General features: G+C 61.9%; 28 protein-coding genes, 1 tRNA gene and 1 riboswitch. Of the genes, 11 read left to right on the top strand and 18 right to left on the bottom strand.

Annotated elements, in window-relative coordinates; translation table 11 throughout:
- Window position 1: 1 nt before the first annotated feature.
- Window positions 2–2,542 carry a GumC family protein gene (locus tag ELX51_RS05280; protein WP_127752541.1) on the bottom strand — a complete coding sequence of 847 codons (2,541 nt, stop codon included), beginning with the start codon at window positions 2,540–2,542 and terminating at the stop codon, window positions 2–4.
- Between the two features lie 152 nt (window positions 2,543–2,694).
- On the opposite strand from ELX51_RS05280, the gene ELX51_RS05275 reads away from it, so the two are divergent.
- The 3 genes from ELX51_RS05275 to ELX51_RS05265 all read left to right on the top strand — a co-directional run bounded on the left by ELX51_RS05275 (window position 2,695) and on the right by ELX51_RS05265 (window position 5,984).
- Window positions 2,695–3,246: a polysaccharide biosynthesis/export family protein gene (locus ELX51_RS05275; RefSeq protein WP_127752540.1), complete on the top strand. Its 552-nt coding sequence runs from the start codon at window positions 2,695–2,697 to the stop codon at window positions 3,244–3,246.
- Between the two features lie 44 nt (window positions 3,247–3,290).
- On the top strand, window positions 3,291–4,388 hold the full coding sequence (locus tag ELX51_RS05270; protein WP_248305318.1) for a glycosyltransferase family 4 protein: 1,098 nt from the start codon (window positions 3,291–3,293) through the stop codon (window positions 4,386–4,388).
- Window positions 4,389–4,460: 72 nt separating this feature from the next.
- Complete coding sequence (locus ELX51_RS05265; RefSeq protein WP_127752538.1) at window positions 4,461–5,984, top strand: undecaprenyl-phosphate glucose phosphotransferase; 1,524 nt, start codon at window positions 4,461–4,463, stop codon at window positions 5,982–5,984.
- On the opposite strand, the gene ELX51_RS05260 is transcribed toward ELX51_RS05265, so the two are convergent.
- Together ELX51_RS05260 and ELX51_RS05255 are read right to left on the bottom strand one after the other, a co-directional pair.
- The gene (locus ELX51_RS05260) at window positions 5,981–6,958 is read right to left on the bottom strand and encodes a phosphotransferase (protein WP_127752537.1); all 978 of its coding nucleotides are present in this window, start codon (window positions 6,956–6,958) and stop codon (window positions 5,981–5,983) included. The genes ELX51_RS05265 and ELX51_RS05260 overlap by 4 nt on opposite strands.
- A gap of 37 nt (window positions 6,959–6,995) precedes the next feature.
- Window positions 6,996–7,072, bottom strand: a tRNA-Pro gene (locus ELX51_RS05255).
- A gap of 858 nt (window positions 7,073–7,930) precedes the next feature.
- On the opposite strand from ELX51_RS05255, the gene ELX51_RS05245 reads away from it, so the two are divergent.
- From ELX51_RS05245 to purU, 4 genes are all read left to right on the top strand, one after another.
- Window positions 7,931–8,581, top strand: coding sequence for an isoprenylcysteine carboxylmethyltransferase family protein (locus ELX51_RS05245; protein ID WP_127752536.1), 651 nt, complete (start codon window positions 7,931–7,933; stop codon window positions 8,579–8,581).
- 84 nt (window positions 8,582–8,665) lie between these two features.
- On the top strand, window positions 8,666–8,977 hold the full coding sequence (locus tag ELX51_RS05240) for a glycosyltransferase (RefSeq protein WP_127752535.1): 312 nt from the start codon (window positions 8,666–8,668) through the stop codon (window positions 8,975–8,977).
- A gap of 94 nt (window positions 8,978–9,071) precedes the next feature.
- A riboswitch (FMN riboswitch) is annotated at window positions 9,072–9,212 on the top strand.
- A gap of 108 nt (window positions 9,213–9,320) precedes the next feature.
- The gene (locus tag ELX51_RS05235; RefSeq protein ID WP_248305250.1) at window positions 9,321–10,235 is read left to right on the top strand and encodes a DMT family transporter; all 915 of its coding nucleotides are present in this window, start codon (window positions 9,321–9,323) and stop codon (window positions 10,233–10,235) included.
- A 139-nt stretch (window positions 10,236–10,374) separates the two neighbouring features.
- Window positions 10,375–11,244 carry a formyltetrahydrofolate deformylase gene (purU, locus tag ELX51_RS05230; protein WP_127752534.1) on the top strand — a complete coding sequence of 290 codons (870 nt, stop codon included), beginning with the start codon at window positions 10,375–10,377 and terminating at the stop codon, window positions 11,242–11,244.
- A 1-nt stretch (window position 11,245) separates the two neighbouring features.
- Here the strand turns inward: purU and ELX51_RS05225 are convergent, their stop codons facing one another.
- The 6 genes from ELX51_RS05225 to ELX51_RS05200 form a co-directional block, all read right to left on the bottom strand.
- Window positions 11,246–11,701, bottom strand: coding sequence for a MerR family transcriptional regulator (locus ELX51_RS05225; protein ID WP_127752533.1), 456 nt, complete (start codon window positions 11,699–11,701; stop codon window positions 11,246–11,248).
- Between the two features lie 24 nt (window positions 11,702–11,725).
- Window positions 11,726–12,037: an integration host factor subunit alpha gene (locus ELX51_RS05220; RefSeq protein ID WP_127752532.1), complete on the bottom strand. Its 312-nt coding sequence runs from the start codon at window positions 12,035–12,037 to the stop codon at window positions 11,726–11,728.
- A 222-nt stretch (window positions 12,038–12,259) separates the two neighbouring features.
- Window positions 12,260–13,237 (bottom strand): beta-ketoacyl-ACP synthase III, encoded by a 978-nt coding sequence (locus ELX51_RS05215; protein ID WP_127752531.1) that lies wholly within the window; start codon window positions 13,235–13,237, stop codon window positions 12,260–12,262.
- The gene (plsX, locus tag ELX51_RS05210) at window positions 13,234–14,304 is read right to left on the bottom strand and encodes a phosphate acyltransferase PlsX (protein WP_127752530.1); all 1,071 of its coding nucleotides are present in this window, start codon (window positions 14,302–14,304) and stop codon (window positions 13,234–13,236) included. Before plsX ends, ELX51_RS05215 begins: the two co-directional genes overlap by 4 nt.
- An 86-nt stretch (window positions 14,305–14,390) precedes the next feature.
- Window positions 14,391–14,936, bottom strand: coding sequence for a DUF177 domain-containing protein (locus ELX51_RS05205; RefSeq protein ID WP_127752529.1), 546 nt, complete (start codon window positions 14,934–14,936; stop codon window positions 14,391–14,393).
- A complete protein-coding gene (locus ELX51_RS05200) occupies window positions 14,933–15,460 on the bottom strand; it encodes a ubiquinol-cytochrome C chaperone family protein (RefSeq protein WP_127752528.1) in 528 nt (175 codons plus the stop codon). The genes ELX51_RS05205 and ELX51_RS05200 overlap by 4 nt, the downstream gene beginning before the upstream one ends.
- A 166-nt stretch (window positions 15,461–15,626) precedes the next feature.
- Between ELX51_RS05200 and bamE the strand changes: the two genes are divergently transcribed.
- Window positions 15,627–16,079: an outer membrane protein assembly factor BamE gene (gene bamE, locus ELX51_RS05195; protein ID WP_127752527.1), complete on the top strand. Its 453-nt coding sequence runs from the start codon at window positions 15,627–15,629 to the stop codon at window positions 16,077–16,079.
- 55 nt (window positions 16,080–16,134) lie between these two features.
- Here the strand turns inward: bamE and nusB are convergent, their stop codons facing one another.
- The 3 genes from nusB to glyA form a co-directional block, all read right to left on the bottom strand.
- On the bottom strand, window positions 16,135–16,629 hold the full coding sequence (nusB, locus tag ELX51_RS05190; RefSeq protein ID WP_127752526.1) for a transcription antitermination factor NusB: 495 nt from the start codon (window positions 16,627–16,629) through the stop codon (window positions 16,135–16,137).
- A gap of 72 nt (window positions 16,630–16,701) precedes the next feature.
- Window positions 16,702–17,181, bottom strand: a complete 480-nt coding sequence (gene nrdR, locus ELX51_RS05185; protein WP_127752525.1) for a transcriptional regulator NrdR — start codon at window positions 17,179–17,181, stop codon at window positions 16,702–16,704.
- Between the two features lie 9 nt (window positions 17,182–17,190).
- Window positions 17,191–18,492 (bottom strand): serine hydroxymethyltransferase, encoded by a 1,302-nt coding sequence (glyA, locus tag ELX51_RS05180; protein ID WP_127752524.1) that lies wholly within the window; start codon window positions 18,490–18,492, stop codon window positions 17,191–17,193.
- A gap of 184 nt (window positions 18,493–18,676) precedes the next feature.
- Here glyA and ELX51_RS05175 point away from each other — a divergent pair, with 184 nt between their 5' ends.
- Window positions 18,677–19,093, top strand: a complete 417-nt coding sequence (locus ELX51_RS05175) for a BA14K family protein (protein WP_127752523.1) — start codon at window positions 18,677–18,679, stop codon at window positions 19,091–19,093.
- Window positions 19,094–19,135: 42 nt separating this feature from the next.
- On the opposite strand, the gene ELX51_RS05170 is transcribed toward ELX51_RS05175, so the two are convergent.
- From ELX51_RS05170 to ELX51_RS05145, 6 genes are all read right to left on the bottom strand, one after another.
- Window positions 19,136–19,342, bottom strand: a complete 207-nt coding sequence (locus tag ELX51_RS05170) for a serine hydroxymethyltransferase (protein ID WP_127752522.1) — start codon at window positions 19,340–19,342, stop codon at window positions 19,136–19,138.
- A gap of 94 nt (window positions 19,343–19,436) precedes the next feature.
- Window positions 19,437–20,603 carry a L,D-transpeptidase family protein gene (locus ELX51_RS05165; protein WP_164854766.1) on the bottom strand — a complete coding sequence of 389 codons (1,167 nt, stop codon included), beginning with the start codon at window positions 20,601–20,603 and terminating at the stop codon, window positions 19,437–19,439.
- 340 nt (window positions 20,604–20,943) lie between these two features.
- On the bottom strand, window positions 20,944–21,453 hold the full coding sequence (locus ELX51_RS05160; RefSeq protein ID WP_127752520.1) for a MarR family winged helix-turn-helix transcriptional regulator: 510 nt from the start codon (window positions 21,451–21,453) through the stop codon (window positions 20,944–20,946).
- A gap of 240 nt (window positions 21,454–21,693) precedes the next feature.
- On the bottom strand, window positions 21,694–22,506 hold the full coding sequence (gene blaOXA / locus ELX51_RS05155) for a class D beta-lactamase (RefSeq protein ID WP_127752519.1): 813 nt from the start codon (window positions 22,504–22,506) through the stop codon (window positions 21,694–21,696).
- Window positions 22,507–22,544: 38 nt separating this feature from the next.
- Window positions 22,545–22,883 (bottom strand): DUF4440 domain-containing protein, encoded by a 339-nt coding sequence (locus tag ELX51_RS05150; RefSeq protein WP_127752518.1) that lies wholly within the window; start codon window positions 22,881–22,883, stop codon window positions 22,545–22,547.
- A gap of 92 nt (window positions 22,884–22,975) precedes the next feature.
- The gene (locus ELX51_RS05145; protein WP_127752517.1) at window positions 22,976–23,365 is read right to left on the bottom strand and encodes a DUF6163 family protein; all 390 of its coding nucleotides are present in this window, start codon (window positions 23,363–23,365) and stop codon (window positions 22,976–22,978) included.
- 98 nt (window positions 23,366–23,463) lie between these two features.
- Here ELX51_RS05145 and hemB point away from each other — a divergent pair, with 98 nt between their 5' ends.
- Both hemB and ELX51_RS05135 read left to right on the top strand, forming a co-directional pair.
- On the top strand, window positions 23,464–24,477 hold the full coding sequence (hemB, locus tag ELX51_RS05140) for a porphobilinogen synthase (RefSeq protein ID WP_206524700.1): 1,014 nt from the start codon (window positions 23,464–23,466) through the stop codon (window positions 24,475–24,477).
- Window positions 24,478–24,545: 68 nt separating this feature from the next.
- On the top strand, window positions 24,546–25,064 hold the full coding sequence (locus ELX51_RS05135; RefSeq protein ID WP_127752516.1) for an RDD family protein: 519 nt from the start codon (window positions 24,546–24,548) through the stop codon (window positions 25,062–25,064).
- Window positions 25,065–25,082 lie beyond the last annotated feature (18 nt).

Raw genomic sequence — 25,082 nt, 5'->3', positions numbered from 1 at the left:
TTCAGGCCGCGACACGTTCTTCGGGGAAGGACGCGACTTCCACCAGCCCGAAACCGGCCTCCAGCATCTGCTCGCGGGTTTGCTCGATCTGGTCGACATTGTCGATGGAGGCGGTGACGAGGATAACCCGGCCATCGAGCGCCTCAAACATGGGCAGGGTGGAATTGGGGCCAGCGGGACCGGTCAGCAGCACCACGACCTCATAGATGTCGCCCAGAGCTTCAACCAGGGTCACGGGCCTCGTGGAGCGGCGATCGAGCATCGGGGACTGGCCCCAGGGCACTTCGGCAAAGCTGTTGTCGGCCGATTTGTGCACGACTTCGCCAAAGCTTGCCGCTTCATTGGTCAGATCGGACAGGCCGGGCTCCTCGGTGAGGCGGGCGCTGCCCGCATCAACCAAAGCGACGCTGAGACCCCTAGCAAGGGCATCGCCCACCAGTTCCTCGGCCATAGCGGCGCTTTCGTCATGACCGGCGAGACCGGCCAGGATCACGAGGCGGGTGCGGCCGAGTGCGAGATCGGCAGCCAGGTCGCTGAAGGCGACGGTGTCGGGCAGTTTTTCATCGCGATAGTGGAGGCGCGGCGTGTCCAGATGGGATGCGGCATAGGCGTGGGCCAGGGCGTCGGGAATGGTTTGCTGTTCGGGCTGGTCCTCGACCACGAGATCGGGCGCGACTTCAAGCAGGGCGCGGCGCAGGCGGGCATGGCCGTCTTCGGCGGAAACCTGCTCGGGGGCGGGAACGTCCGCCTCATCTTCGTCGCTCGCAACAGGCTCGGGCTCAGCTTCGTCGGCTGGCGGTGGCGCAGCGAGGACGGGGACCACCACGACGGGTACGAGGGGCTCGGCCTGGGCGACCACAGGAACCTCGATCATGACGGGCTCATCCTCGTCCTCGGCGTCCTCATCCTCGTTGTCCTCGGCCTCGGCCTCGTCAGCGAGCGTAACGACATCGGGCTCGTCGGCAAAGACGGGCTCGGCATAGCGATGCAGGGGCTCGTCGGCGTCGATCAGGTGCGCGGCTTCGGGGCCCAGTTCGGCGGTGGCGGGCTCGGGTTCTTCCCAACGCTGGTCGGGCTCGAGCTCGGCTTCCTGGAAGGGGACGGCGTCGAGCTCATCCTGGTTGCGCTGCACAACGACGGTGCGCGCGGGGGCGATGGCGCGGCCCGAGATCAGCTCGTTGAAGATCACGAGGCCCAGCTGGAGCAGCAGGGAAGCCAGCCCCACCAGGATCAAGGTGAACTGGGTGCGTGGCGAAGAAGGGGTGACGGCGGGAGCGGCCATGGTCACCACCCGCACATCGGGGAGAGTCGAGTTGGTGTCAGTGCGCGACGCGGCTTCGCTGTAGCGCTGCAGGTAGCCTTCGAGCAGATTGCGCTGGGCCGCGGCTTCGCGCTGAAGGCTGTCGAGGGTGACGGTGTCCTGGGTCGCGGTGGAGGCCGAGGTCTTGGCGGTGGTGAGATCACCACGGAGCGATGCTTCCACATCGGCCTCGATCTGGGCTTCCGCTTCGAGCGCTTCGGCGACGCGGCGGCCCTCGATGGCGATCTGGTTGTTGAGTTCGTTGATCTGGGCGTCGGCGGCGCGGATATTGGGATGGTTGCCGAGCAGGGTCGCCGAAAGCTGGGCCCGCTCGCCCTGGAGGCGCGCCTTTTCCTGGCTGAGCTGCTGGATCACGGCGGAGTCGCGCACATCGGCGACGCCGTCGATGGGCTGGCCGCGCTCCAAGAGGCCGCGAATCAAGGCAGCGCGCGACAGGGCGGCGTTCTTGCGCTCCTGGGCGGCGTTGATCTGGGTCGCAATGGTGGAAAGCTGCTGGTCGACGAGACTGGTATTGTTGTTGCCAACAAAGAGGTCGTTGTCGACCTTGAAGTTGGCGACGGCGGCCTCGGCTTCGGTGACGCGGCTGCGCAGTTTCTGGATCTCGGCATCGAGCCAGCCCGAGGCCTCGGCGGTGTCGGAAAGAGACAGCTCGGCGCGGCGCGCCACATGGGCCGCGGCAATGGCATTGGCGATTTCGGCGGCCCGCTGCGGATCGGTCGAGCGGAAGATCACCGAGATGATGCGCGAGTCGCGCTCCTGGATCACGGTGAGCCGATCGTAGATATTGGCCAAGACGGTTTCATCGATGTTGTTGGGGGCGCTGGGACGGCCCAGCATCTGGGTCAGCATAGCGAGCGGGGAAAAGCCCGCACTGCCCCCATTGAATTCGGCAACCGAGCGCAGACCGAGCTGGTCGATCACGCGCAACAGGGTGTCGCGCGACTTGATCAGTTCGATCTGGCTAGACACGACCCCGGCTTCCGCGCCGGTCACCGAAGGAGCCTGCTCGTTGGCCGAGCGGGTATAAATGTTGCTGCGCGGCTCAACCAGGATCCCGGCCGTCGACTCGTAAAGGCGCGGCATGAACATCAGGATGGCAAAGGTTGCGGCGAGCAGCACCAGCGTGACGAGGATGATGCGCGGAAGCCGCCGCAGGACTGCCCCGCTCAGCGCAGCCATATCGATCCGTGCGTCCTGCACGGTTTGCGCCTCATAAGACATCGCCTACCTCGCCCAAGTTCTGCCTTGTTATTGCGCCGGCGTGGTAAGCAATCCGTTAAGCTGCTCGCAAAGCGCGACCGGCAAGCAACGAACTAAGCAAAATCTTAACCATGGCAGGACAAAAGTAGCGCAACTCAAATGCCGAGATTTGCATGCGCTGGCTTCCAATACTTTCCATTGCCCTGGTGATGCCTCTTGCAGCCTGTGCAACCACACGCGACGCAACCTATCTGGTCGAGACCAAGGGGCCTTATCAGCTCGACACCGGCGATACTTTGCGCGTGACCGTTTATGGCGACGAACAGCTGACCGACACCTACCGCGTCGATGACAGCGGCTCGGTGGCGTTTCCGCTGGTGGGTCCGGTGCAGGTGCGCGGGCAAACCACCCAGACGGCGAGCCGGCGGCTGGCCGGGGCGCTCGCCAATGGCTATATGCGCAACCCCGACGTGGCAGTGGAAGTGGCGGAATACCGGCCGTTCTTTATCCAGGGCGAGATCGGCAATTCCGGCCAGTTTCCCTATATCCATGGCATGACTGTTCGCGCCGCGATCAGCACGGCGGGCGGGTTCAGCGATACGGCGGACCGCAACAAGGCCGTGGTATATCGCCGTCAGGGTGACCAGATGGCCAAGGGCACGGTCGACCTCGACTTCCCCATTTATCCCGGCGACACGATTGTTGTGCTGGAGCGCTGGTTCTAGGGGTGGCGGGGCGCCAAACAGGCAAGCTGCGGATCCTGCAAGTGATGCGCGCCCCAGTGGGCGGGCTGTTTCGGCACGTCGCCGACCTGACGCGGGCCCTTGCCGGAATGGGGCATGAGGTCGGGCTGGTGGTCGACAGCCTCGCCAATGACGCGCAGACCGAAACCAGGCTGACCGCCCTCCTCCCTCATGCAAGCCTTGGCATTCACCGCTTCGCCATGCCGCGCGTGTTGGGCGCGGGCGACCTCGCCACGCCGCTGGCAGTGCGCCGGCTGGCGGGCAAGCTCGATATCGATGTGCTGCACGGGCATGGCGCCAAGGGTGGCTTTTATGCGCGGTTGGCACGGCTTGCCGGGGCAAGGGCCGCGGCGGTTTATACGCCCCATGGCGGAGTGCTGCATTTCTCCTCGGCCAGCCGATCAGGACAGGTGTTCCACCTGCTGGAGCGGGCGCTGCTCAGGCAAACCGGCGCCATCATTTTTGAGAGCGCCTATGCCAAGGCCACCTATGCCGCCCTGATCGCCGAGCCGAGTTGCCCGACAGTGGTGATTTATAATGGGCTGACGCGCGAAGAGTTCGTGCCCCTGCCCCCGGCTCCCAATGCGGCGGACTTCGTGTTCGTGGGCGAGCTGCGTCAACTCAAGGGCATCTTTGTGCTGGTGGAAGCACTGGTGGATGTGCGTCGCCCCGATGGATCGCCGGCAAGGCTGGTGATGGCGGGTGATGGTGGCGACCGGCAGTCGCTGATCGAGCGGATTGGGCAGTTGGGACTGAGCGATCGCGTCGTGCTGCCCGGCGCAATGCCGGCGCGCCAGGTTTTTCCTCAGGGCTGGTGCGCGGTGGTGCCGTCGCTGGCGGAATCACTGCCCTATGTGGTGCTGGAAGCGGCGGCGGGGCAGCTGCCCGTGATTGCCACCCGGGTGGGGGGCATTCCCGAAATCTTCGGGCCGACGGCCGGAAGTCTCGTCGCGCCCAACGATCCGCTGGCCTTGCGGGCAGCAATGCAGCAGGCGCTGGATCATCGTGAACAAGCGCAAGCAGAGATGGCAACGCGGCTCGATTTTGTCCGCCAGAACTTCTCGCTCGAGCAGATGAGCGGGCAGATCGAAGCCCTTTACCGCGGCCTGTTAGATAAGCCTTAGCGTCATAATTTCACTGAGTTTTCATTCCTTTTGACCCACACTGCTCCCTTCCCAGGGAGTAGTTGCTGCGCCATGTTTCGTGTCGATCCCCAACAGGCCGTGGTTGAACACGTCAATAAGGCCTTGGGAGAAACACCTGGCCCACGCGCGCTTTCGCCCCAGGCTGAAGCCATCATCGCCCAGCCGGTGGAAGGGGTGATCTCGGGTCCCGTGATCGTTGGCGTCGCGCAGATCATCGAAGCGCTGCTTTTGGCCACGCTGGGCTACGGCATTTATCATTTCTATGTGCAGCTTGATGAACCCGGCTTTTACGTACCGGTGATCATTGGCGCTTGCCTGTTGGCCAATGTGCTGTTCAACGCGGCGCGCACCCACCGCATCGCCGCCTATCGCACCATCTTCAACCAGATCAGCCGCGTCCTTGTGGGCTGGACGCTGGTGATGGTGGCGCTCACCGTGGGCATGTTCCTTTTCAAGGCCGGGGACATGTTTTCCCGCGTCTGGCTCATTGGCTGGTATGGGGCGGGCGCGGCAACGCTGATCGCTTATCGGCTCAGCCTGCGCGGGGTGGTTGGCTATTGGACCGAGCGGGGCCGGCTCAAGCGCCGCACCGCGATTGTGGGCGGTGGCGCCGACGCCGAAGTGCTGATCCGCCAGATTCGCGCCAGTGCCAACAACGACATCAAGCTTCTGGGCCTGTTCGATGACCGAGTAGATGATCGCTCGCCCGACACGGTGGATGGGTGCCCCAAGCTGGGCAAGGTGGCCGACCTCCTTGAGTTTGCGCGGCGCACGCCGGTGGATCTCGTGATCGTGTCGCTGCCGCTATCGGCCGAAAAGCGCGTGCTCGAAATGCTGACCCAGCTTTGGGTGCTGCCGGTGGACATCCGGCTATCGGCGCATATGAGCAAGCTCAAATTCACCAACAAGGCTTATTCCTATGTCGGGGATGTGCCGGTGTTCGACATGGCCGACCGGCCGATTTCGGACTGGAACCTCATCTTCAAGTGGCTGTTCGACAAGCTCGTGGCGCTGGTGGCGCTGATCGTCTTGTCCCCGGTGATGGTAGCCACGGCCATCGCCATCAAACTCGAGAGCCCGGGGCCGGTGTTCTTTATCCAGAAGCGGCATGGCTTCAACAATGAGCTGATCCGCATCTTCAAATTCCGCTCCATGCGTACCGACATGATCGACCAGAGCGCGAGCAAGCTCGTGACCAAGGATGATCCGCGGGTGACCAAGGTGGGGAAATTCATCCGCCGCACCTCGATCGACGAGTTGCCGCAGCTGTTCAATGTGCTGCGCGGGGAACTTTCCATTGTCGGCCCTCGCCCCCATGCGCTGCAGGCCAAGGCGGAAAACCAGCTCTATTACGAGGCGGTGGAAGGCTATTTCGCCCGGCATCGGGTCAAGCCCGGCATGACCGGCTGGGCGCAGGTGAACGGCTGGCGTGGGGAAACAGACACGATCGACAAGATCATGCAGCGCGTGAACCACGACCTTTATTACATCGAGCACTGGTCGATCCTGCTCGATCTCTACATCGTGCTGCTGACGCCGGTCTCGCTGGTGTCCAAGAACGAGAACGCCTACTAGCCCGGCCAGAGCGCGCCGCCGAGATAGCGCTCGGCGAGCTCGGCGGTGCCTTGGGCAAAGCCGGGCAAATGGGTTTGGGCCAGCTCGGTTTCGATATGGGAGCCGATAAAGGTCAACAACGCCATGCGGCGCAGCATGACCATGGAATCAATCGAGGCAATATCGGCCGGGGTGAGTGAGCGTTTCGCTGTGTAGGCGGCGAGCCAGGCCTGGCGCAGGTCGGGCACCGAAGCATGGGTTTCGTGAAACGAGATAGCCGCAGCAAAATCATAGGTGAACCAGCAAAAGCCGCAGTCATCGAAATCGATGAGGCTGACGGTGTCGCCATCCACCAAGAGATTGCCCAGCCGCATATCGGCATGGATGAGGCCGTAGCGTTCGCTCGATGTGCCATAAGCCGCAAGGCGGACTCGCAGTTCGGTATCGAGTCGGTCGAGCAGCGGGCGGATGGCGCCGTCTACGCCTGGGGCTACGCGCCAATCGCCCCAGAGGCCATCGGGATCAAGAATGGTGGCGGCGTTCCATGCCTGGCGGACAAAGCCGGCGGGGCGCGGCCAGGCCAGCGCATGGGCATGGAGGCGGGCGGCATAATCGCCGAGAGTAGCGAACAGCGGCGTCAGCTCGGCGTCGATGGCTGGCTCGGTGCCGGCAATGAAGCGGAACAGCACGGCATTGCGCAATTCTCCCGCCGCCGTGGTGACGGTCTGCAAGAGGCGCTCATTGGCGCCCGGCACGGGTTGGGGCAGCGGCAGATCGGTGTCGCGCTCGAGGGCGGCGAGCCAAGTCAGTTCACTCTCGATGGTCACCGGGCTTTGATAGGCCGGGCGATGAACGCGCAGGCAAAACCGCTCGCCACCGGGCAGATCGGCGCGAAAAGTGTGGTTTTCGGAATGATTGATGAGGGTGAGGGTGGCCGTGCCGAGCTGCGGCCAGAGCGTTCGCACGGATTCCAGATCGCGCTGATGCAACGGCATGGCGGGTGTGCCCGCTTCTTGAAGCGTGAATTGAAAATGGTCGGAGCGGCCGGATTTGAACCGACGACCCTTTGTCCCCCAGACAAATGCGCTACCAGGCTGCGCTACGCCCCGACTGCTGGGACACATAGAGAAGCTAGGGTTTTCAGGCAACCCCGAAATTCGGGAACAAAGGAACAAACCGAAAATTCGACGTCGAAAAACGCTGTTAGTGGGAGAAAGCCCCACCAAAGCGTCACAGAGGTTGCGCTTTTCGTTCACGGCGGTGGAGCAAGGCAGATGGCACAGTAGAATACGATAGATGACGCGCCGACGGATGGGACCGTATTCTTGGGGTTCTACCGCCGTCTAGCGGCTTCGCGGCTGACCAGACCTGCAGCGATGCGTCTGGACCGTTTGGGGCGGAGGATGTTGGAATTGCCAGTTTGAGAAAGGCGGTCGAGACCCCACCCACTGGATGCCCCCTCCCACCCCTCCGGTCCAAAGCTAATGGGAGAGGGGAGATGGAACTGAGCGCCAAACAAGAGCAGCGGATTGGTTGGAGGATGCGCCACATTGATTGGCTCCTGCCCGGACGTCCGGAGGTACTGAGGACAAAGAGTAGTTTGTCGCAATGTTCGAGGCTACGCTTGATCAGAGCTTCTTAGAGGGCACGCTAGAGCCGCATCGGCTCGTTGAGCTTATTGCCACCAAAACCAGCAGGCCATCCCCTGCCTGCCATAGCTAAAGCAACAGGCGATCTGGCTAATCGAAATAGAACGACCCTAACCGAAACCCCAAAGGAGGGAGAGGCTGGGGCGCGATGAACTGCCCAGGATTGGCAGGGACAGATCAAACACCTACCAGGCAAGTTCTGTGTACGTAGAATTGCTCCTTTAAACCCGTTGTTAAGTACGTTTTATAAGTGTTCGGCAAAATTCCAGTTCGATATGGGGTTCGTTTACGAGATAATTGTTAGCTCGTACACCCGACATGCTGCGAGATAAGATGCATTCATCACAGCCGCTCCGCAATAATGTTCAAGTTTTTTTGGACGCCCTAGAGCGCGTCGTGCTGAGTGTAATTTTCAGCTTCTTCGCATGGAAGCTCGGTCAATCGTGGTTGACAACCGGAAGCATCATCACGCTTATCGCTCTTGTTTCGGAAGGCGCAGTTCTCTTTTTTGTGCTTTTCAGGCGCTTCACTACCGAAGTTTCGATGCTACCTGGGGATTGGCTGCTCGCTTTTTTGGGCACTGCAACGCCGCTCCTGGTACAGCCCTCTGGAAATGAAGGGCTTGCTCCGCAGGCTCTTTGCGCAGCGCTGATGTTGGTTGGAATGTCTGTCCAGATCGCTGCCAAATTAACGTTGCGACGGAGCTTCGGAGCCGTGGCAGCGAACCGGGGGGTGAAGAAAAAAGGTCCCTATCGGCTGGTTCGCCACCCCATGTACGCCGGCTACATCTTGACCCAGATTGGATTCCTCCTCTCCTACCCGAGCGTCTTCAACTTGGCGGTTTATTCTGCAGCATTTGCTTTTCAGATCGGGCGCATCTTGGCGGAGGAAAGAGTCTTAGCGCGCGATGCAAGCTATCGTGATTTCACTGCTGCCGTGCCTTATCGGCTGGTGCCTGGTGTATTCTGATTTGAGGCGCAGCGAACACAACGCCGATTTGGCCTAGTAGCTGAACATTGGACAACAGTTACAGCCGTCAGGGCGAAGGGTCGTATGCCTTTGGTGCTTGTCAGGACCCCGACCTACCGTGGCTCGGAACCGCTCCAACGAGCCATTCAGTGCCTACGGGCGCAAAGCCATGGCGAATGGATCTGCGAGGTGCGCGATGATTGCCCAGATGGCAGCGCGCGTAGTGTGCTCGAGGAGCTCAGGGATCCGCGCGTTCGCTATGTTCACAACCAGCCGCAGAAATTCGGCGTCCAAAATCTTGACGACTGCTTTCGCCTGGAGAACGCATTTCACGCCGACTACTTCTTCATGCTGGAAGATGACAACCAAGTTCGCCCCGAGTTCGGAGCGCCTTAGGACGCATGCGAGCCCTGTCGGTTACACCGGTGTCCCCGTCTTGTCTGGCCTGCTCCCCTGCCCTATGTTTGGCGATGCAGGAGATGTTTCCTGCATTCGTTCTCAGGGCGGGGTGTAATTCCCCACCGGCGGTAAGGGGAAACCCAAGCCCGCGAGCGCCCGGCGCAGGTCGGGGTCAGCAGATCCGGTGTGATTCCGGAGCCGACGGTTATAGTCCGGATGAGAGAGAACGGGTCTGGCTATGGAGCTTGAGCTTCGTTGCGGTTGTGCCGCTGCGGGGGGTGAGCGCCATTCCTTCCCGTAAACCCTGAGGTAGCTGGGTCTTACGCGAAAGGATAACTCGTTGAGCCAGATTGCCTCCGCCTCCCCCCGTCGGCAGATTTCACCTTCCATCCAGGGCGCCATGCTGATGCTGGGCGCCGGGATTGCCTATGCGGGCGTCAATGTCGCCACGCCCATTGCCACTTATCAGTTGGGCTTTCCCTCCACCTCTGCCGTGTTCTGGCAATATCTAATTGCGGCGCTGCTCTGCATCCCATTGGTGTGGAACATGGGGCTCAAGGCGCTAAAGACGCGTCATCCCGTGGTGCATCTCGTGCGCATCGTGCTGTCGGCCGCGGGGGCGCAGGCCTTTGGCTTTGCCTTTGCCTTGGGCGTGCCGCTTTGGCAGGTGATCGCGCTCGTCATGACCTCGCCGTTCTTCATTATCCTGGGGGCCTGGTTGTTCCTGGGCGAGCAGGTGCGGTTGCCGAGAATCCTGGCCACGGTGACCGGGTTTGCCGGCGCGATGATTATCCTGCAGCCCTGGAGTTCGGTGTTTACCTGGGCGGCACTGCTGCCGATCCTGGCGGCCGCGCTGTGGGCGGGATCGTCGCTGCTGACCAAATATCTCACTCGGTTCGAAACGCCCGAATCGATCACGCTTTACCTGATGCTGCTGATGACACCCGCCAATGCGCTGTTCCTGATCCCGACCGGGTTGGCCATTCCGGGCGGCGAAGTGCTGTGGCTGATGGTACTGATCGGGTTCCTATCGGCGGCGGCACAGTATCTGCTGGCCAAGGCCTATGCGGTGGCAGACGCGACCTATCTGCAACCCTTTGATGATCTCAAGCTGCCGCTCAATGTGCTGGCGAGCTGGCTCATCCTGTCCCAGGCGCCAGATCTCTGGTTCTGGCCCGGCGCGCTGTTGATCGTGGGGGCATCGCTGTTCATCATGCGGCAGGATAGCGGGCGCAGCGTTCCGGCGTCACGCTGAGCCGGGGCGCTACGGCGCCCCAGCCTCTCCCGGCGGGCGATCGATTCGGAATGATTGAGCATTCCGCCGGGAAAGCGTTGTCGATCGTGCCGGGGGGCGCTATCTCCTCGCCAGCCCAGGAACAAGGCGGAGGGAATCAATGGCGCCGACAAGCGAGCAACAAGCTGGATATGTGCTGACGCTAAGCTGCGTGGACAAGCCGGGCATTGTCGCCGCGGTGACCACCGAATTGGCGGCGCTGGGTGCCAATATCGCCGAAAGCAACCAGTTCTGGGACCGGCAGACCGGCACCTTCTTTATGCGGCTGGCCTTTGCTGCGCCCGAGGGCGTCGATCGCGATGCGCTGGAGCGGGCGCTGCGCGCTCCGATTGAGCGGTTCGGGATGAAGACCACGCTGGTGCCGCTGTCGCGCCGGCCCAAGATCGTGATCATGGTCTCGAAGTTCGACCATGCCTTGTTGCACCTGCTCTACCAGATTCGCGTTGGGTGGCTCGATGCCGAGGTGGTCGCTATCGTGTCCAACCATCCCGAGGGGCAGCGCATTGCCGAGAACGAGGGCATTCCGTTCCATCTGTGGCCGGTGAATGCAGGCAACAAGGCCGAGCAGGAAGCCAAGGTGCTGGCGCTGGTGCAGGAAAGCGGCGCCGACCTTGTGGTCCTGGCGCGCTATATGCAGGTGCTGTCCGATACGCTGTCGACGCGGCTCTTTGGTAAGATCATCAATATCCACCACTCGTTCCTGCCCAGCTTCAAGGGCGCCAAACCCTATCACCAGGCCCATGAGCGCGGGGTCAAGCTGATCGGCGCCACGGCGCATTATGTGACGCCGGACCTCGATGAAGGCCCGATCATCGAGCAGGAAACCGCTCGGGTGACCCATTCGATGAGCCCTGAGGATATGCTGGCAGCTGGCCGCGATATCGAGAGCCGGGTGCTGGCGCGGGCCGTCAAGCTGCACCTCGAAAACCGGGTGATGCTGAACGGGCACAAGACGGTGGTGTTCGGCTAGATCAGGTTTCGCGCGCCCGCTCGAGCAGGCGCTTGCATTCCAGGAGTTCGCGCAACACGTCGGAGAGCTTGTTGCGCGCCTCCTTATCCAGCGCGGGGCTGGCGGTCATCACCGCCTCTTCGATCTCGGCTTCGTCGCCGGCTTCTTCGGCCATTTCGATCATGGGCAAGATGTCTTCCACCGGCTTGCCCTCGCCCACAGCGATGACATAGCGACTACCCTGATCCTTGAGAATGCGCTGGACGCCCTTGATGGTAAAGCCCTGATCATAGAGCAGATGACGGATGCCGCGCAGCAGCAGCACGTCTTCGGGCCGATAATAGCGGCGCCCGCCACCGCGTTTGAGAGGCTTGATCGTGGAGAAGCGCGTCTCCCAAAACCGCAGCACGTGCTGGGGCAGGTCGAGTTCTTCAGCAGCCTCGGAAATGGTCCGGAAGGCGTCGGGAGACTTGTCCAACACACACCCCTTGGCAAAAACGCCTTACTTTTCAGCGGTGACCATAGATTTGTTGATCTTGGATTTCAATACGTTGCTGGGTTTGAACACAAGAACCTGCCGCGGCAGGATGGGTACTTCCTCACCAGTCTTGGGATTGCGCCCGATCCGCTCGTTCTTGGAGCGTACCTGGAAGGAGCCGAACGAGGAGAGCTTCACATTGGAGCCCGAAATCAGCGCCTCCGAGATCAGATCGAGCACGCGCTCGACCAATTCCGCCGATTCGGTTCGGGACAGACCTACCGAGCCATAAACGGCCTCCGCCAAGTCAGCCCGCGTTACTGTCTTCTGAGTCATTCGCACCCCCGTTTGGACGTCAGGGCCGGCCCATGCAAACAGGCCGATTGCTTGCCTGCTTGTGGCGGCAGCACCCAGCGCGTTTCGCCCGGGCAGCGGCCACAGAACAGTGTTGCCACCCGCTCAGTTCACATGCTTCCAGCGATTGCCGCACCGGGCTCCTCCGGCCCGCCGTTAACACTAACGCCTTGAAACACCTCAGGTCAATGCAGCCAAAAAGGCTTACCAGCGAATAAGCGAAGCACCCCAGGTGAAGCCACCGCCCATGGCTTCGAGCATCACGAGGTCACCCTCTTTGATGCGGCCATCGGCCACCGCAACGCTGAGCGCGAGGGGAACTGAGGCGGCCGATGTGTTGGCGTGGCGATCAACGGTGATCACCACCTTTTCGGGGGGCAAGCCGAGCTTGGCCCCTGCCCCATCGATGATGCGGCGGTTGGCCTGGTGGGGCACGAACCAGTCGAGGTCGTCCACGGTGTAGCCGGCCTTGTCGAGCGTGTCGTAGACCACATCGGTAATCTTGCCGACGGCATGGCGGAACACTTCGGGCCCCTGCATGCGCACATGGCCGACGCCCTTGGTGGAGGATGGGCCGCCATCCACATAGAGCTTGTCCCAATGGTGGCCATCGGAGCGCAGGGCGGAAGCAAGAACGCCGCGATCGGGCGCGCCATCAGCGATCTCCACCCGCTCCATGATCACCGCACCGGCGCCGTCGCCGAACAGGACGCAGGTGCCGCGATCGGTCCAGTCCAGCAGGCGCGAAAAGGTTTCGGCACCAATCACGAGGGCGCGGCTGGCAAGGCCGTTCTGCAGGTAGCTGTCGGCAGTGGCGACCGCATACACAAAGCCCGAGCAGACCGCCTGCAGGTCAAAGGCCATGCCGTGATGCATGCCCAGCTTCATCTGCACCAAGGTCGCCGCGGCCGGAAAGGTGTAATCGGGCGTGGTGGTCGCGACGATGATGAGGTCGATGTCGTGGGGCGTCATGCCGGCGGCATCGAGCGCCTGCTGGGCGGCAGCAACGGCCAGATCGGAGGTGAACTGGCCTTCGGCGGCGATGTGGCGCTCCTTGATGCCGACCCGCTGCTGGATCCACTCGTCGGAGGTATCCACCATCTTGGCCAGTTCGGCATTGGTCAGGATTTTTTCGGGCAGATAGGCGCCCACGCCGCGAATAATAGAACGAGTCTTGGTCACGCCGGGTTCGCCTCGGATGGTGGAGGTGGAGTTTCGGCAACGGCACTGACGGGGAAACGCTTCATGCTGTCGCCGATCTTATCGATCAGGCGGTTACGCCCCATTTCATAGGCAAGGCCCAGGGCACTCTTGTAGCCGATTTCATCGGTGCCGCCATGGGACTTGATGACAACGCCATTGAGGCCCAGGAACACGCCGCCATTGACGGTGCGAGGATCCATCCTATGGCGTAGCTGCTTGAGGGCCGACATGGCAAAGAGCGCGCCGATTCGGCTCATCAGATTGGCCTTGAGGGCGTTGGAGAGGTATTTGCCAACCTGGCGGGCGGTGCCTTCGGCGGTCTTGAGGGCGATATTGCCAACAAAGCCTTCGGTGACCACCACATCAACCGTGCCCTTGCCGATATCATCGCCTTCGACAAAGCCATGATAGGTGAAACCGGCGCCGCTGGCATCGGCGAGGATGCGGCCGGCCTCCTTGATGGAATCGAGGCCCTTCACTTCCTCGGTGCCCACATTGAGCAGCCCGATGGTGGGGGATTCATGGTTGAATAGCGCCCGAGCGAGCGCCGAGCCCAGAATGGCGTAATCCACCAGTTGGCGCGCATCGGCGCCAATGGTGGCGCCCATATCGAGCACGATGATGTCGGTGCGCAGCGTTGGCCAGATCGCCGCAATGCCGGGGCGCGCAATGCCTTCCATGGGCCGGAGGCAAAAAGTTGCCATGGCCATCAGGGCGCCGGTGTTGCCGCCCGAGATTGCCACATCGGCCTGGCCATCCTTGACCGCCTGGATAGCCATCCACATGGACGACGTGCCCTTGCCCTTGCGCAGGGCCTGGCTCGGCTTTTCATCCATGGCGATCACCGCTTCGCAGTGATTGACGGTGCTGACCGGCTTTAGCTCGGAGAACTCATCGAGCAAGGGGCTGATCTGTTCCTGGCGGCCATGGAAGATGAAGCGGCTATCGGGGTGCTCGCGCCAGGCCAAAAGCGCACCGTGGATCACGGCTCGGGGGGCGTTGTCGCCACCCATTGCGTCCACTGAGATGGTTATCGTGTCAGTCATTTCGGCCTATGGTTGGTCCCCGGAAGGCTCGGCGGCACCATACCCCACCATGGGGTCGGCGCAAGCCCGGCCAAGAGGGCAAGTTCTTATTTATCGTCGCCAGTCTTGAGCTGGCGCAGGCTCGCGAACGGCCCCTGATCTTCGGGAGGCGCCACAATACCCAAGGCGTCGAGGCTTTCGCCGGGCAAGCGCGGATAGGGATCGATGGCCAGGGCCAGCGTCTCGATCAGCAAGGCGCTGAGGTCAACCTCGGGCCCGTCGATGTGATCGGGAAAATCATCATCCTCGAGGTCGATGAACAGTTCCGAGCCGGGCGTAGCCTTGTGGGCCTGATCGGGCTCGGGCAGGAAGACGCGGTCCACCGGCTCGTCGATCTCCTGCACCACTGGCTCAAAGGTCACGACGGAAGGCTGCACGATGCGCGCGGTCAGCCGACCGAGCACCCGGATGCCGCCGCGCAGTGGGGTCGCCACCAGTTTGGCGCCGAATTGCTCCACGGCAGATAGCTTGAGTTGCTCGGCCAGCGCAGCGAGTGCTGCGGCTTGGGGGTGAACCTCGATCTCGCGGCCCGTTGCAGGCAACCGATCCACCCGGATCACTGCGTCGATAATGGGTGCATCAGTGTGCTTCATGCCGCTACCTCAAAGGAAAGGGTGCCAGTGGTGATCGCCTGGCTCGACTGGCGCGCCAAGGCCGCATCGAGCGCCAGCACATAATCGGCGAGCGCCGCGACCTGGGCCGGCTCGGCGCCATCGAGCACATTGCGCGTCAGCACCGATTCGAGAGCTGCACGATCATTGCTGTCGATGGCAACATTAAGGGCAGCGAGCAAACCAAAGAAGATATTGCCCATTTTCTGAATTTTCTTGGGCACTGCCATGTCGCCGACGCCCATTTCACGCAGGGAGCGGTCCATGTCCTTGAAGAACAGGTCAAACACGGCCTGGCTGAATTCTTTGGTGCGCGCATCTTCCGAGCGCAGGCGGCGGAACAACAGGGCCAGATGCAGGCTGATCATGTCGAAACGCCCAGTGACGGTATCGGGCACGCCCCAGTCGCGATAGAACAGCGGCTGCCGGGATTGAGACACAATGGCGCTATAAACGGCGTAAACGGGCTCGGCAGCAGGGTTCTTGCGGAACAGGGAGAGGATCATGGATTGCGCTCAGCGTCTTGATCGGTCAAACACGAAGCAGGACCTGCGGACGGGTGATTGCCACCTTGCCAGATTGGCGCCTTGGCAGGTACACATTTCGGCGGCCGGAAAGACCACGAATTCGTGGGGACGGCTATAATCGAGTGCCATCTGGAAAGTCAAATTCATGCCTGTGCGTTTCGCCCTCGGACCGATGATGCCGTTTGCTGCCGCCGCTGTGATTGCCGTGGCACTTGCCGGCTGTACCGGTAGCAGCACTGCCTTTGTCAAAAACCGGACCCAGGGCTATGAAATTTCGGAAAGCGCGCTGGCGCAGATTCGCGTCGGCCAAAGCAAGGAACTGGTGACGCTGGTGCTCGGCTCACCCCAGACCACCAATACCTTTGGCGACCAGTCGGCCTTCTACTATGTCGAAACCAAGGTGCAGCAGACCAATTTCGGGCTGACCAACATCAAGTCCCGCACGGTGCTGGTGGTGTATTTCGACAAGAACAACAAGGTGGTCGACAAGGCGGTGTATTCGCTGGCCGACGGCAAGACGGTGACCATCGAGAGCCGCCGTACCCCGTCGTTTGGCGAGGATCGCTCGTTTGTGGATTCGATCCTCAATTCGTTCTGAGGCAAGGCTGCCCCAGTGACACAAAAGCCCCGGTCTCCCGGGGCTTTTTTATTGGCTAGAGCGTTTCGCTGAGGTTGTTGCCATGTTCGCGCGCCATGGCATCAAGCGTGGCATTGACCAGCCCGCTGGCATCGTCCTCGTAGAAGGCCTTGGCCACATCCACATATTCGGTGATGACGACGCGGGGCGGAATATCGCGGCGGCGTAGCAGCTCAAAGGCGGCGGCGCGCAGGATGGCGCGCAGCGTGGCATCGACGCGTTCCATGGGCCAGCCTTCGGCCAGCGCCCGATCAACGGCAGGATCGACCTCAAGCTGGTGCTTGGCGACGCCAACTACGATCTGGCGGAAAAAATCGGCGTCCGCGGGCAGATACTGCTCGCCCTCGATCTCGCGGCCGAGATGAAAGGCGCCGAACTGCGCGAGGGTGTCTTCCAGGCTCTGGTGCCCGACATCCATCTGATAAAGCGCCTGCACCGCTGCCAGCCGGGCAGCACCACGCTGATTGGCGGGTCGGTCGGTTTGCGGGTCGCGTTTGGGGGCTTGAGCCATGAGGGGGTAACTCGAATGGGGGGTGGCCGGTTCATTGCGCGTCGGAAAAGCGCGACCGGGTGAAACACGGGATCAGTCTTCAGGCAGCGGCGGGCTGCTGTTGGCCTGCGCCAATTCGGACAGGAAGGAGCGGAAGTCGTCTGCAGCCGAGAAGTTCTTGTAGACCGAGGCGAAGCGGACAAAAGCCACGTCGTCGAGCCCCTTGAGCCCTTCCATGACATATTCGCCGATCTGGTCGGAGGTCACTTCCACGTCACCCAGCGATTCGAGCTGGCGCACGATGCCCGAGATCATGCGCTCGATGCGCTCGGGATCCACCGAGCGCTTGCGCAGGGCGGTGTAAACGGAGCGGGCCAGCTTTTCGCGGTCGAAGGGGACCTTGCGGCCACTCTTTTTGACCACGGTTAGGTCGCGCAGTTGCACGCGTTCGAAAGTGGTGAAGCGGCCGCCGCAGCCGGTGCAGATGCGCCGGCGCCGGATGGCGCCGGAATCTTCGGTCGGGCGGCTGTCCTTGACCTGCGTATCGTCGTCGCCGCAATAGGGACAGCGCATGCCTAAGCCTTACTGGTAGATCGGGAAGCGGTTGGTGAGGGCGACGACCTTGTCGCGCACCGCGGCTTCGACCATGGCATTGCCCTCTTCGGAATTGGCTTCACGCAAACCATCGAGAACCTCAACGATGAGATTGCCTATTTCCTGGAATTCAGCGACGCCAAAGCCGCGGGTGGTGCCCGCAGGGGTGCCGAGGCGAATGCCCGAGGTCACGAACGGCTTTTCCGGATCGAAGGGGATGCCGTTCTTGTTGCAGGTGATATAGGCGCGGCCAAGCCCCTGCTCTGCCCGCTTGCCCGTGGCGTTCTTTTTGCGCAGATCCACCAGCATGAGGTGGTTGTCAGTGCCGCCCGAGACAACATCGAGCCCGTGGGACTTGAGCGTTTCGGCCAAAGCACGGGCATTGGTGACGACTTGCTGCGCATAAGCGCGGAACTCGGGCTGCAGCGCTTCCTTGAAGGCGACAGCCTTGGCGGCGATCACATGCATCAGGGGCCCTCCCTGCAGGCCCGGGAACACGGCGGAGTTCACCTTCTTGGCGATGTCCGCGTCGTTGGTCAGGATCATGCCGCCGCGCGGACCACGCAGCGATTTATGCGTGGTGGTGGTGACCACATGGGCATGCGGCACTGGGGAGGGATGGACACCGCCGGCAACGAGACCGGCGATATGGGCCATATCGACCATGAGGTAAGCGCCAACCGCGTCGGCGATTTGGCGGAAGCGCGCCCAATCCCAGAAGCGGGAATAGGCCGTGCCGCCGGCCAGGATCAGCTTGGGCTTGTGCTCGTGGGCCAGGCGCTCGACTTCGTCCATATCAAGGAGGTGATCGTCGGGGCGCACGCCATAGGACACGACATTGAACCACTTGCCGCTCATGTTGACGGGCGAACCATGCGTCAGGTGCCCGCCCGAGTTGAGGTCGAGGCCCATAAAGGTGTCGCCGGGCTGCAGCAGCGCCAGGAACACGGCCTGGTTCATCTGCGAGCCGGAATTGGGCTGCACATTGGCGAAACCGGCGCCAAACAACTGCTTGGCCCGCTCGATGGCGAGGTTTTCGGCAATATCGACAAATTGGCAGCCGCCATAGTAGCGCTTGCCCGGATAGCCCTCGGCATATTTGTTGGTCATGATCGAGCCCTGGGCTTCAAGCACAGCGCGCGAGACGATGTTTTCCGAAGCAATCAGCTCGATTTCGTGCTGCTGCCGACCCAGCTCGCTGCTGATAGCGCCCGCGATTTCAGGATCGGTTTCTGCCAGACCGGCGGAGAAGAACCGAGGAAAGAGCGGAAGAGAGGCAGCAGCGCTCATGGCGTACTCCAGAATCCAAGATATTGGGTTGTGGTGGGTGGTATGGCGCAGCCTGTAGCACAAAGCGCGGGCTCAATCCAAGGGCGCGTTAGCTATTCGCTTATGTGACGCAACTTGCGTGCCGCTGGATCATTTTAGCAGTTGGAGACCGGATAGGCCGGCCACGTGGGGGCAGGAGTTTATCATGAAAACCATCTTCAATACCGTAGGCGCCGTAGCTATGGCCGGCTTGCTGGCCTTTTCCGGATCGGTCCCCGCCGAGGCGCAGGGCCTGTTCAGCCGCCATGATCGCGGCTGGCACGATCGCGACTGGCATGATCGGGGCGACTGGCGCCCGCGTCGGCATCATCATCGCGGCTGGCGCGGTAATGGCGGTGGCGCAGTTGCCGCCGGTGTGCTGGGCTTTGGCCTTGGCGCAATCGTGGGCGGAGCCATCGCCAACGACAATCGCCGCGGTGATCGCCTGATTGGCCCGGTTTATGATTACGGGCCGTCCTACAGTGCCCATGTGCGGGCCTGTTATGCGCGCTATCGCTCCTATGATGCGCGCACCGATACGTTCCTCGGCTATGACGGCTATCGTCACCGCTGCAATCTCTAGCAGCTAGCTCCTCCAAAAAGCCCGGGTTTCCCGGGCTTTTTACTAGAACAGACGTGGTGTTGCGGCGGGTGCCGGCGTTTCGGCGAGGCGCCGGCGAAGTTTGGCGAGCGCCACTTGCTGCATCTGGGTGCGGGTTGCGGCGGCCGGCGTGATCACCACGACCTCGGTCCCAGTGGCGCTGTCGATGGCGGCGACGCGCATCTGGGCGCCAACCTGAACGAATTCAAACAGAACCTGAACGTCGTTCATCTTGTCTCCGGGAGGATGCTACTCCCGCCCTCCACTCAATTGTGGACCATACAAAAAAGGCCCTCCCGAAGGAGGGCCTCGATTAGTGCGCCGCTTAGGCTTCGAAGGTCGTCTTGCCCTGCGCGTCGAAGTTGTAAACGTCGTCGCGGAAGCTGACCGTGCCCTGCCGGTTGGCCCAGGCGGTGATGTAGGTGGTGTGGATCGGCACCTGACCCTCGCACTTGACGTCGAGACGCTGCAGCGACTCGAAGGTGGCGTTGACCCGGTCCTGGGTCCAGTCACCATTGTCCCGCAACAGCCAGCTCACCAGCTGATGCACGCTTTCGACGCGCACGCAGCCCGAAGAGTGGAACCGTGCATTTTCGCCGAACAGGGCCTTGGTGGGGGTGTCGTGCAGGTAGCAGTCATAGGGGTTGTAGAAGTTGATCTTGCAGTGGCCCATGGAGTTGGCGGCGCCTGGCTCCTGGCGATACATGTAGTTGACTTCGGTATCGCTGATATTGGCCCAGTTGATCGTGGCGGGATCGATCTTGTTGCCCGAGCCATCATAGATGAAGATGTTCTGCTCGGCCAAGTAGTTGGGGTTTTCCTGCATGTACTTGGTCAGGTCCTTGCGGACCAGCGACTTGGGCACGTGCCAATAGGGATTGAAGTTGATCTGGCTGATCTTGCTGGCCATGATCGGGGTGGCGCGATCGACACGGCCGACCACGGCGACGTGGCGCTGCTCGACCATGCCGCCAGCAACCGCCTCGATGGTGGCGGCGGGGATGTTGACCACAACATAGCGCTCGGACAGGTTGGGCGCGAGGTTCTGCACCCGCTGGAAGTTCAGGTAGAGCTGGTTGAGGCGGGTCTGGGCGGGAACGTTGAGGGCGTACCAGGTGGGCTCGTCGATCTTGCCGTTGACGATGAGGCCGTGGCGAGCCTGGAAGGTGCGGATGCCGCGATCGGTGACTTCATCGACTACATCATCGACATTTTCCACCAGCGCCATATCGCCTGACGAGATCAGGCGGCGCTTGAGCGCGATGGCCGGCTTGCCCTTCTTGCCGCTGGACAGACCATAGGCTTCCTGCGGGACTTCTTCCCAGCCGCCGGCGGCGACAAAGGGCTCATACTGGGAAATCGCCAGCTGCAGATTATAGGCCGTATCAAAGGACAGGATCGGCTCATTGGTCGCAATCAAGGCTTCGGCGGCGGCCGTGTTGCCGTCGGAGTCGATTTCGCGCAGGGTCCGATTGCCCGAGAACAGATCCAAGATGCTGCCGTCCTGCGCCCAAACGGCGGAAGGAAGGGCAGCGCTGGCTCCGGCAACGGCCATGGACCGGAGGAGTGAACGTCGATTCAACCGCATCTAAACACATCCAATTTGCCCGTCGCGAGTTGCGAGGGTCTTACCATCGTGTTCCGCAGCCCACCGCCAGGGTCACCCGAACGGGCGAGCTTTAGAATTCAGGAACCATCATTACGCGGGAAATGGTTTCAACCGCGTAACCAGCGCTGTGTCGCCAGTTTGCGGCACAAATAAGTAAACGCCGGCCGAGGCCAGCGTTTCACTTGGTGTGTGGCACCATTGCTACAGTTTTACTAAGACGAGCCTAGAGCTTGTAGAGGATCTGATCGACCCAGAAGCGTTCGAGGCGCGCGAGGGCCTTGTTGAGGCCGTCAAACTCGTCATCCCCCAGACCACCGACCTTGTCGATGGATTTGAGATGACGGTCATAAAGTTCGTCGATCACCTCGGCCACTTCCTCACCCTTAGGTGAAAGCTTGATGCGCACCGAGCGGCGGTCCGAACGCGAGCGTTCCTGGAAGATATAGCCGCTTTCGACGAGTTTCTTGAGGTTATAGGAAACGTTGGATCCCAGGTAATAGCCCCGCGAGCGCAGCTCCCCTGCAGTCAGTTCCGCATCGCCGATGTTGAACATCAGCAGCGCCTGAACCGGGTTGATGTCGTCCCAACCCATGCGGTCAAACTCGTCCTTGATCAGGTCGAGCAGGCGGCGATGCAGCCGTTCAACGCGTGAAACGGCTTCCAGATAGAGTGGCTTCAGCCGCTTGGGCTGCTCGGGTACCATGGCCTCGCTGGCGTTCGATTTGCCTACCATTTGAGCCTCGCTGTTGCTGTCCGTGCGACTTTTCGCATCTCATGAGAGGAAAATATGGCGTCCCCCGCTAACATGCGCCTAAGCCACACGCTTAAAACTATCTTACGGGAAAACAACGAGAATTTGGCTTTATTCTTCGTTACACCCACCAACACAATTGTAACCTAAAGAGGGAGTTAAGGAGGAAAACCTCGTGAAAACGTCGGGTGGCAGTGGCTTCATGTGTCGGCTCGGCGAGCTCTACTGAGCAAGCCTCACGACAAGTTCATCCCAGTTCTCCAATACGTCGTTGCGCGCCCGGATTCCCCCTGAACTGCGCTGCCGCTCCTCGTCCTGCAGGAGGCGTGCGAAGACCAGGCGCCGAGTGTTGTGCTCGGCCCAGCCGACGAACCATCCCCAGCCCCTGGCGCGGTCGAACGAGCCATCAGCCCGGCGCGGATAGGCCGATCCGGTCTTGCCAGAAACCGTCCAGCCAGCGGAGGTCGGCCAACTCTCGACAATGGCCATGGTCATGTCGATTGCGTGCCGCTCCACCGGCAGAGTGCCATTGACGAGGTGGCGCAAGAACGCCACCTGCTCGACCGGGGCGATCTGGAGGGACGAGCTGATCCAGGCGCGCTCAAGGGCATTGTCCTGCCCGGGATCGCCGGCGAAGTCGGCATTGCCGTAGCCGAAATCCTGGGCGTAGCCCTGCAGGCGCTCGACGCCAAGCTTTGCGGCGATCTGCTGGGAGAACCAGACCACGGAATGCTTCATCCAGCGCAGCGGGTTGGTGGGCTGCTGCCACTCCGGCCCACCCCAATCGGGGTAGCCGGGCTGGAACGGGAGGGTAGGCGTAGTGGCATTGGAGAGAACGCCGGCGTCATAGCCCATCGCGCTCAAGGCTAGCTTGAAGGTCGATGCCGGGGTGACGCGGGTGCGGCAATCCCCCTCTTCCAGCAGGATGGTGCCACTCTCCGCATCGGCCACAACAGTGCAGATGGTCTTGGCCTGAGTTGCCTGCAGTGGCAGCAGCAGGAAAGCAGCGGCAAGGACAAAAACGGCGGGCTGCATGAACACTCCAGGAGATCGGGTGAAAGTTTTGGGCAGGCTCAGGAGAGCTGGGTTTGCTGATGCTGCACGATCTTCCAGCCCTGGGGCTGGCGAAGGTAAGTCGAGGTGCAGAGAGCGCGGTAAGGCGGGGCGCCGGCGCGCTCGGCCAGCGCTTCATAGGACAAAACAGCCAGAACGTCGCCAGGTCGGATGGCGGTTTGACTGGCAAAGGCAACGCTGGACCAGCGCGGCGCGTGCTCGAGACTGGAAAGGATTGCCGCGTTAGCCATGGTCCCCACCGGGCCGAAGGCCATCAGGCACTGGCCGGCCATATGGGCCCGGTAAGCCTCAACGCCATCGAGCCAGAGGCTACGCTCGATCTGCCAAAGGTCATCCACTGGAAACCTCCCCAGTTGATTGCGGTCTTGGTGCCATGGTTTCGCAACAGCGTGGCAGGAGCGCGGCAATGCCGATGGGGGCGTTGCGGGCGTCAGTCGGCGGCCTGGGCGCGGCGGTGGCGCCAGTTGAGCGCAAAGAGCACGATGATGGCGGCGACGAGGAACAGGCGCACGGCAAAGCCGGGTGCGGTCATGGTGACATCGGGGTTGCCGAGTAGGTAGAGCACGAGCTCGACGCCGGTGGCGCCGACGAGGAGCACCGCGCCCCAGCTCGCCTTGATCCAAAGGCCCACTGCGGCAAAGAGCCGGGCGCCGGCGAAAATGGCGAGGTAGACAAAGCCAGTGACGCCCCAGGCTTCGATCGGGCTTTGTGCCCCCAGCTGCACGCCAAGGAGGCGTGCCGCATCGTTGAGGCCGAGCATCAGGCTCACCAGGGCAATGACGCGGACATAAAGGGCGGTGGAGCGGGCGTTGAATTCCATGCGCGCAGTTCTAACCCTCTGCAAAGCACTGGACAAGGCAATGTCTTTCGGGGGAGCGCGGGCGCTGCTATGGATATGGGCGCAAAGGAGTTTTAGTGATGGCCGAGTATTGGCAGAAGCACGATATGGGGTTCCTTGACGGGCGGCGGCTGCGCCGGACAAGGCAATCGGCGTGGAGCCGGGCAATGGTGCGCGAGACCATGCTTACCCCCGCCGACCTGATCTGGCCCCTGTTCGTGATCGAGGGCAGCAATGAGCGCTCGAGCATCGAGACGATGCCGGGTGTGGAGCGGCTGAGCGTGGATTTGTGCGTGGCGGCAGCGCGCGAAGCGCGCGATGCGGGCATTCCGGCGCTGGCGCTGTTCCCCAATACGCCCGACCATCTGCGCAGCGAAGGGGCCGAAGAGGCCTATAACTCGGGCAATCTGATGTGCCAGGCACTGAGCGCCATTAAAAGCGCGGTGCCCGAGATCGGGCTCATCGCCGATGTGGCGCTGGACGAGTATTCCAGCGACGGGCAGGACGGGCTGGTGCAGGACGGCCGCGTACTCAATGACGAGACCGTATCGGTGATGATCCGCTCGGCGCTGGTGCAGGTGCAGGCGGGCGCCGACATCATCGCGCCCTCCGACATGATGGACGGCCGGGTGGGCGCCATCCGGCAGGTGCTCGATGCCGAAGGGTTCGACGACACTCAGATCATGGCTTATTCGGCCAAATATGCCTCGTGCTTTTACGGGCCGTTCCGGGAAGCGGTGGGTTCGGGCAGCCGGCTCAAGGGCGACAAGCTGACCTACCAGATGGATTATTCTAATTCGGACGAGGCGCTGCGCGAAATCGAGCAGGATATCGCCGAAGGCGCCGATAGCGTGATGGTCAAGCCGGGCATGCCCTATCTCGACATCATCAGGCGGGCCAAGGACAGCTTCAACATCCCCATCTATGCCTATCAGGTGAGCGGGGAATACGCGATGATCGAGATGGCCGCCGCGGCGGGCGCAATCGACCGGGGCGCGGCGATCCTCGAGAGCCTCCATGGCTTCAAGCGCGCAGGCGCCAATGGCGTTTTGACCTATTATGCGCTGGAAGTGGCGCGGGCGCTGGGGGACTAGGGTCCCGTCTGCGCATTCCTTGCGCCGGGGGTCTTGCACAGAGGCGCGGCTATGACAATTTGTTGGTCATGAGCCAAACTTATTCTGCCGCCCCTGCCCTGCCTGATCCCGCTTCCGCCCCGGAACTGTTCCAGGGTTTGCTGACGCGGCGCGTGTCGGCTTATCTGGTCGATCTGGTGCTGATGGGCGTTATCGTGCTGGTGCTGAGCTTTGTCGGGCTGATCGCGGGGTTTTTGACCTTCGGGCTGGCCTGGGGTGCCCTGGCGCTGGTCGTGCCGCTGTCCGTGATCCTTTATTATGCCGTCACCCTGGGTTCGGCCCGGCGGGCGACCGTCGGCATGCAGATGATGGATCTGGTGCTGACGCCGGCGCGCGGGCAGCCGCTCAATGGTGGCATGGCGATCCTGCATGCGGCGGTTTTCTGGGTCACGGTCTGGATCTCCTGGCCCGTGTCGTTGCTGTTTGCGCTGTTCACGCCGCGTCGGCAGATGATCCACGATTTGTTGACCGGCACGCTGATGCTGCGTCGCTCCCCCATGGAGCGGCACTGGCGGATGCAGCGCGCGCGCATGAACCAAGCATATTGAACGATTGCAGGGCGGACG

Source organism: Devosia sp. 1566, assembly GCF_004005995.1.
GTDB lineage: Bacteria > Pseudomonadota > Alphaproteobacteria > Rhizobiales > Devosiaceae > Devosia.
Note: the sequence above shows the minus strand (reverse complement) of the source record. Positions and strands in the feature narration are given on the sequence as shown.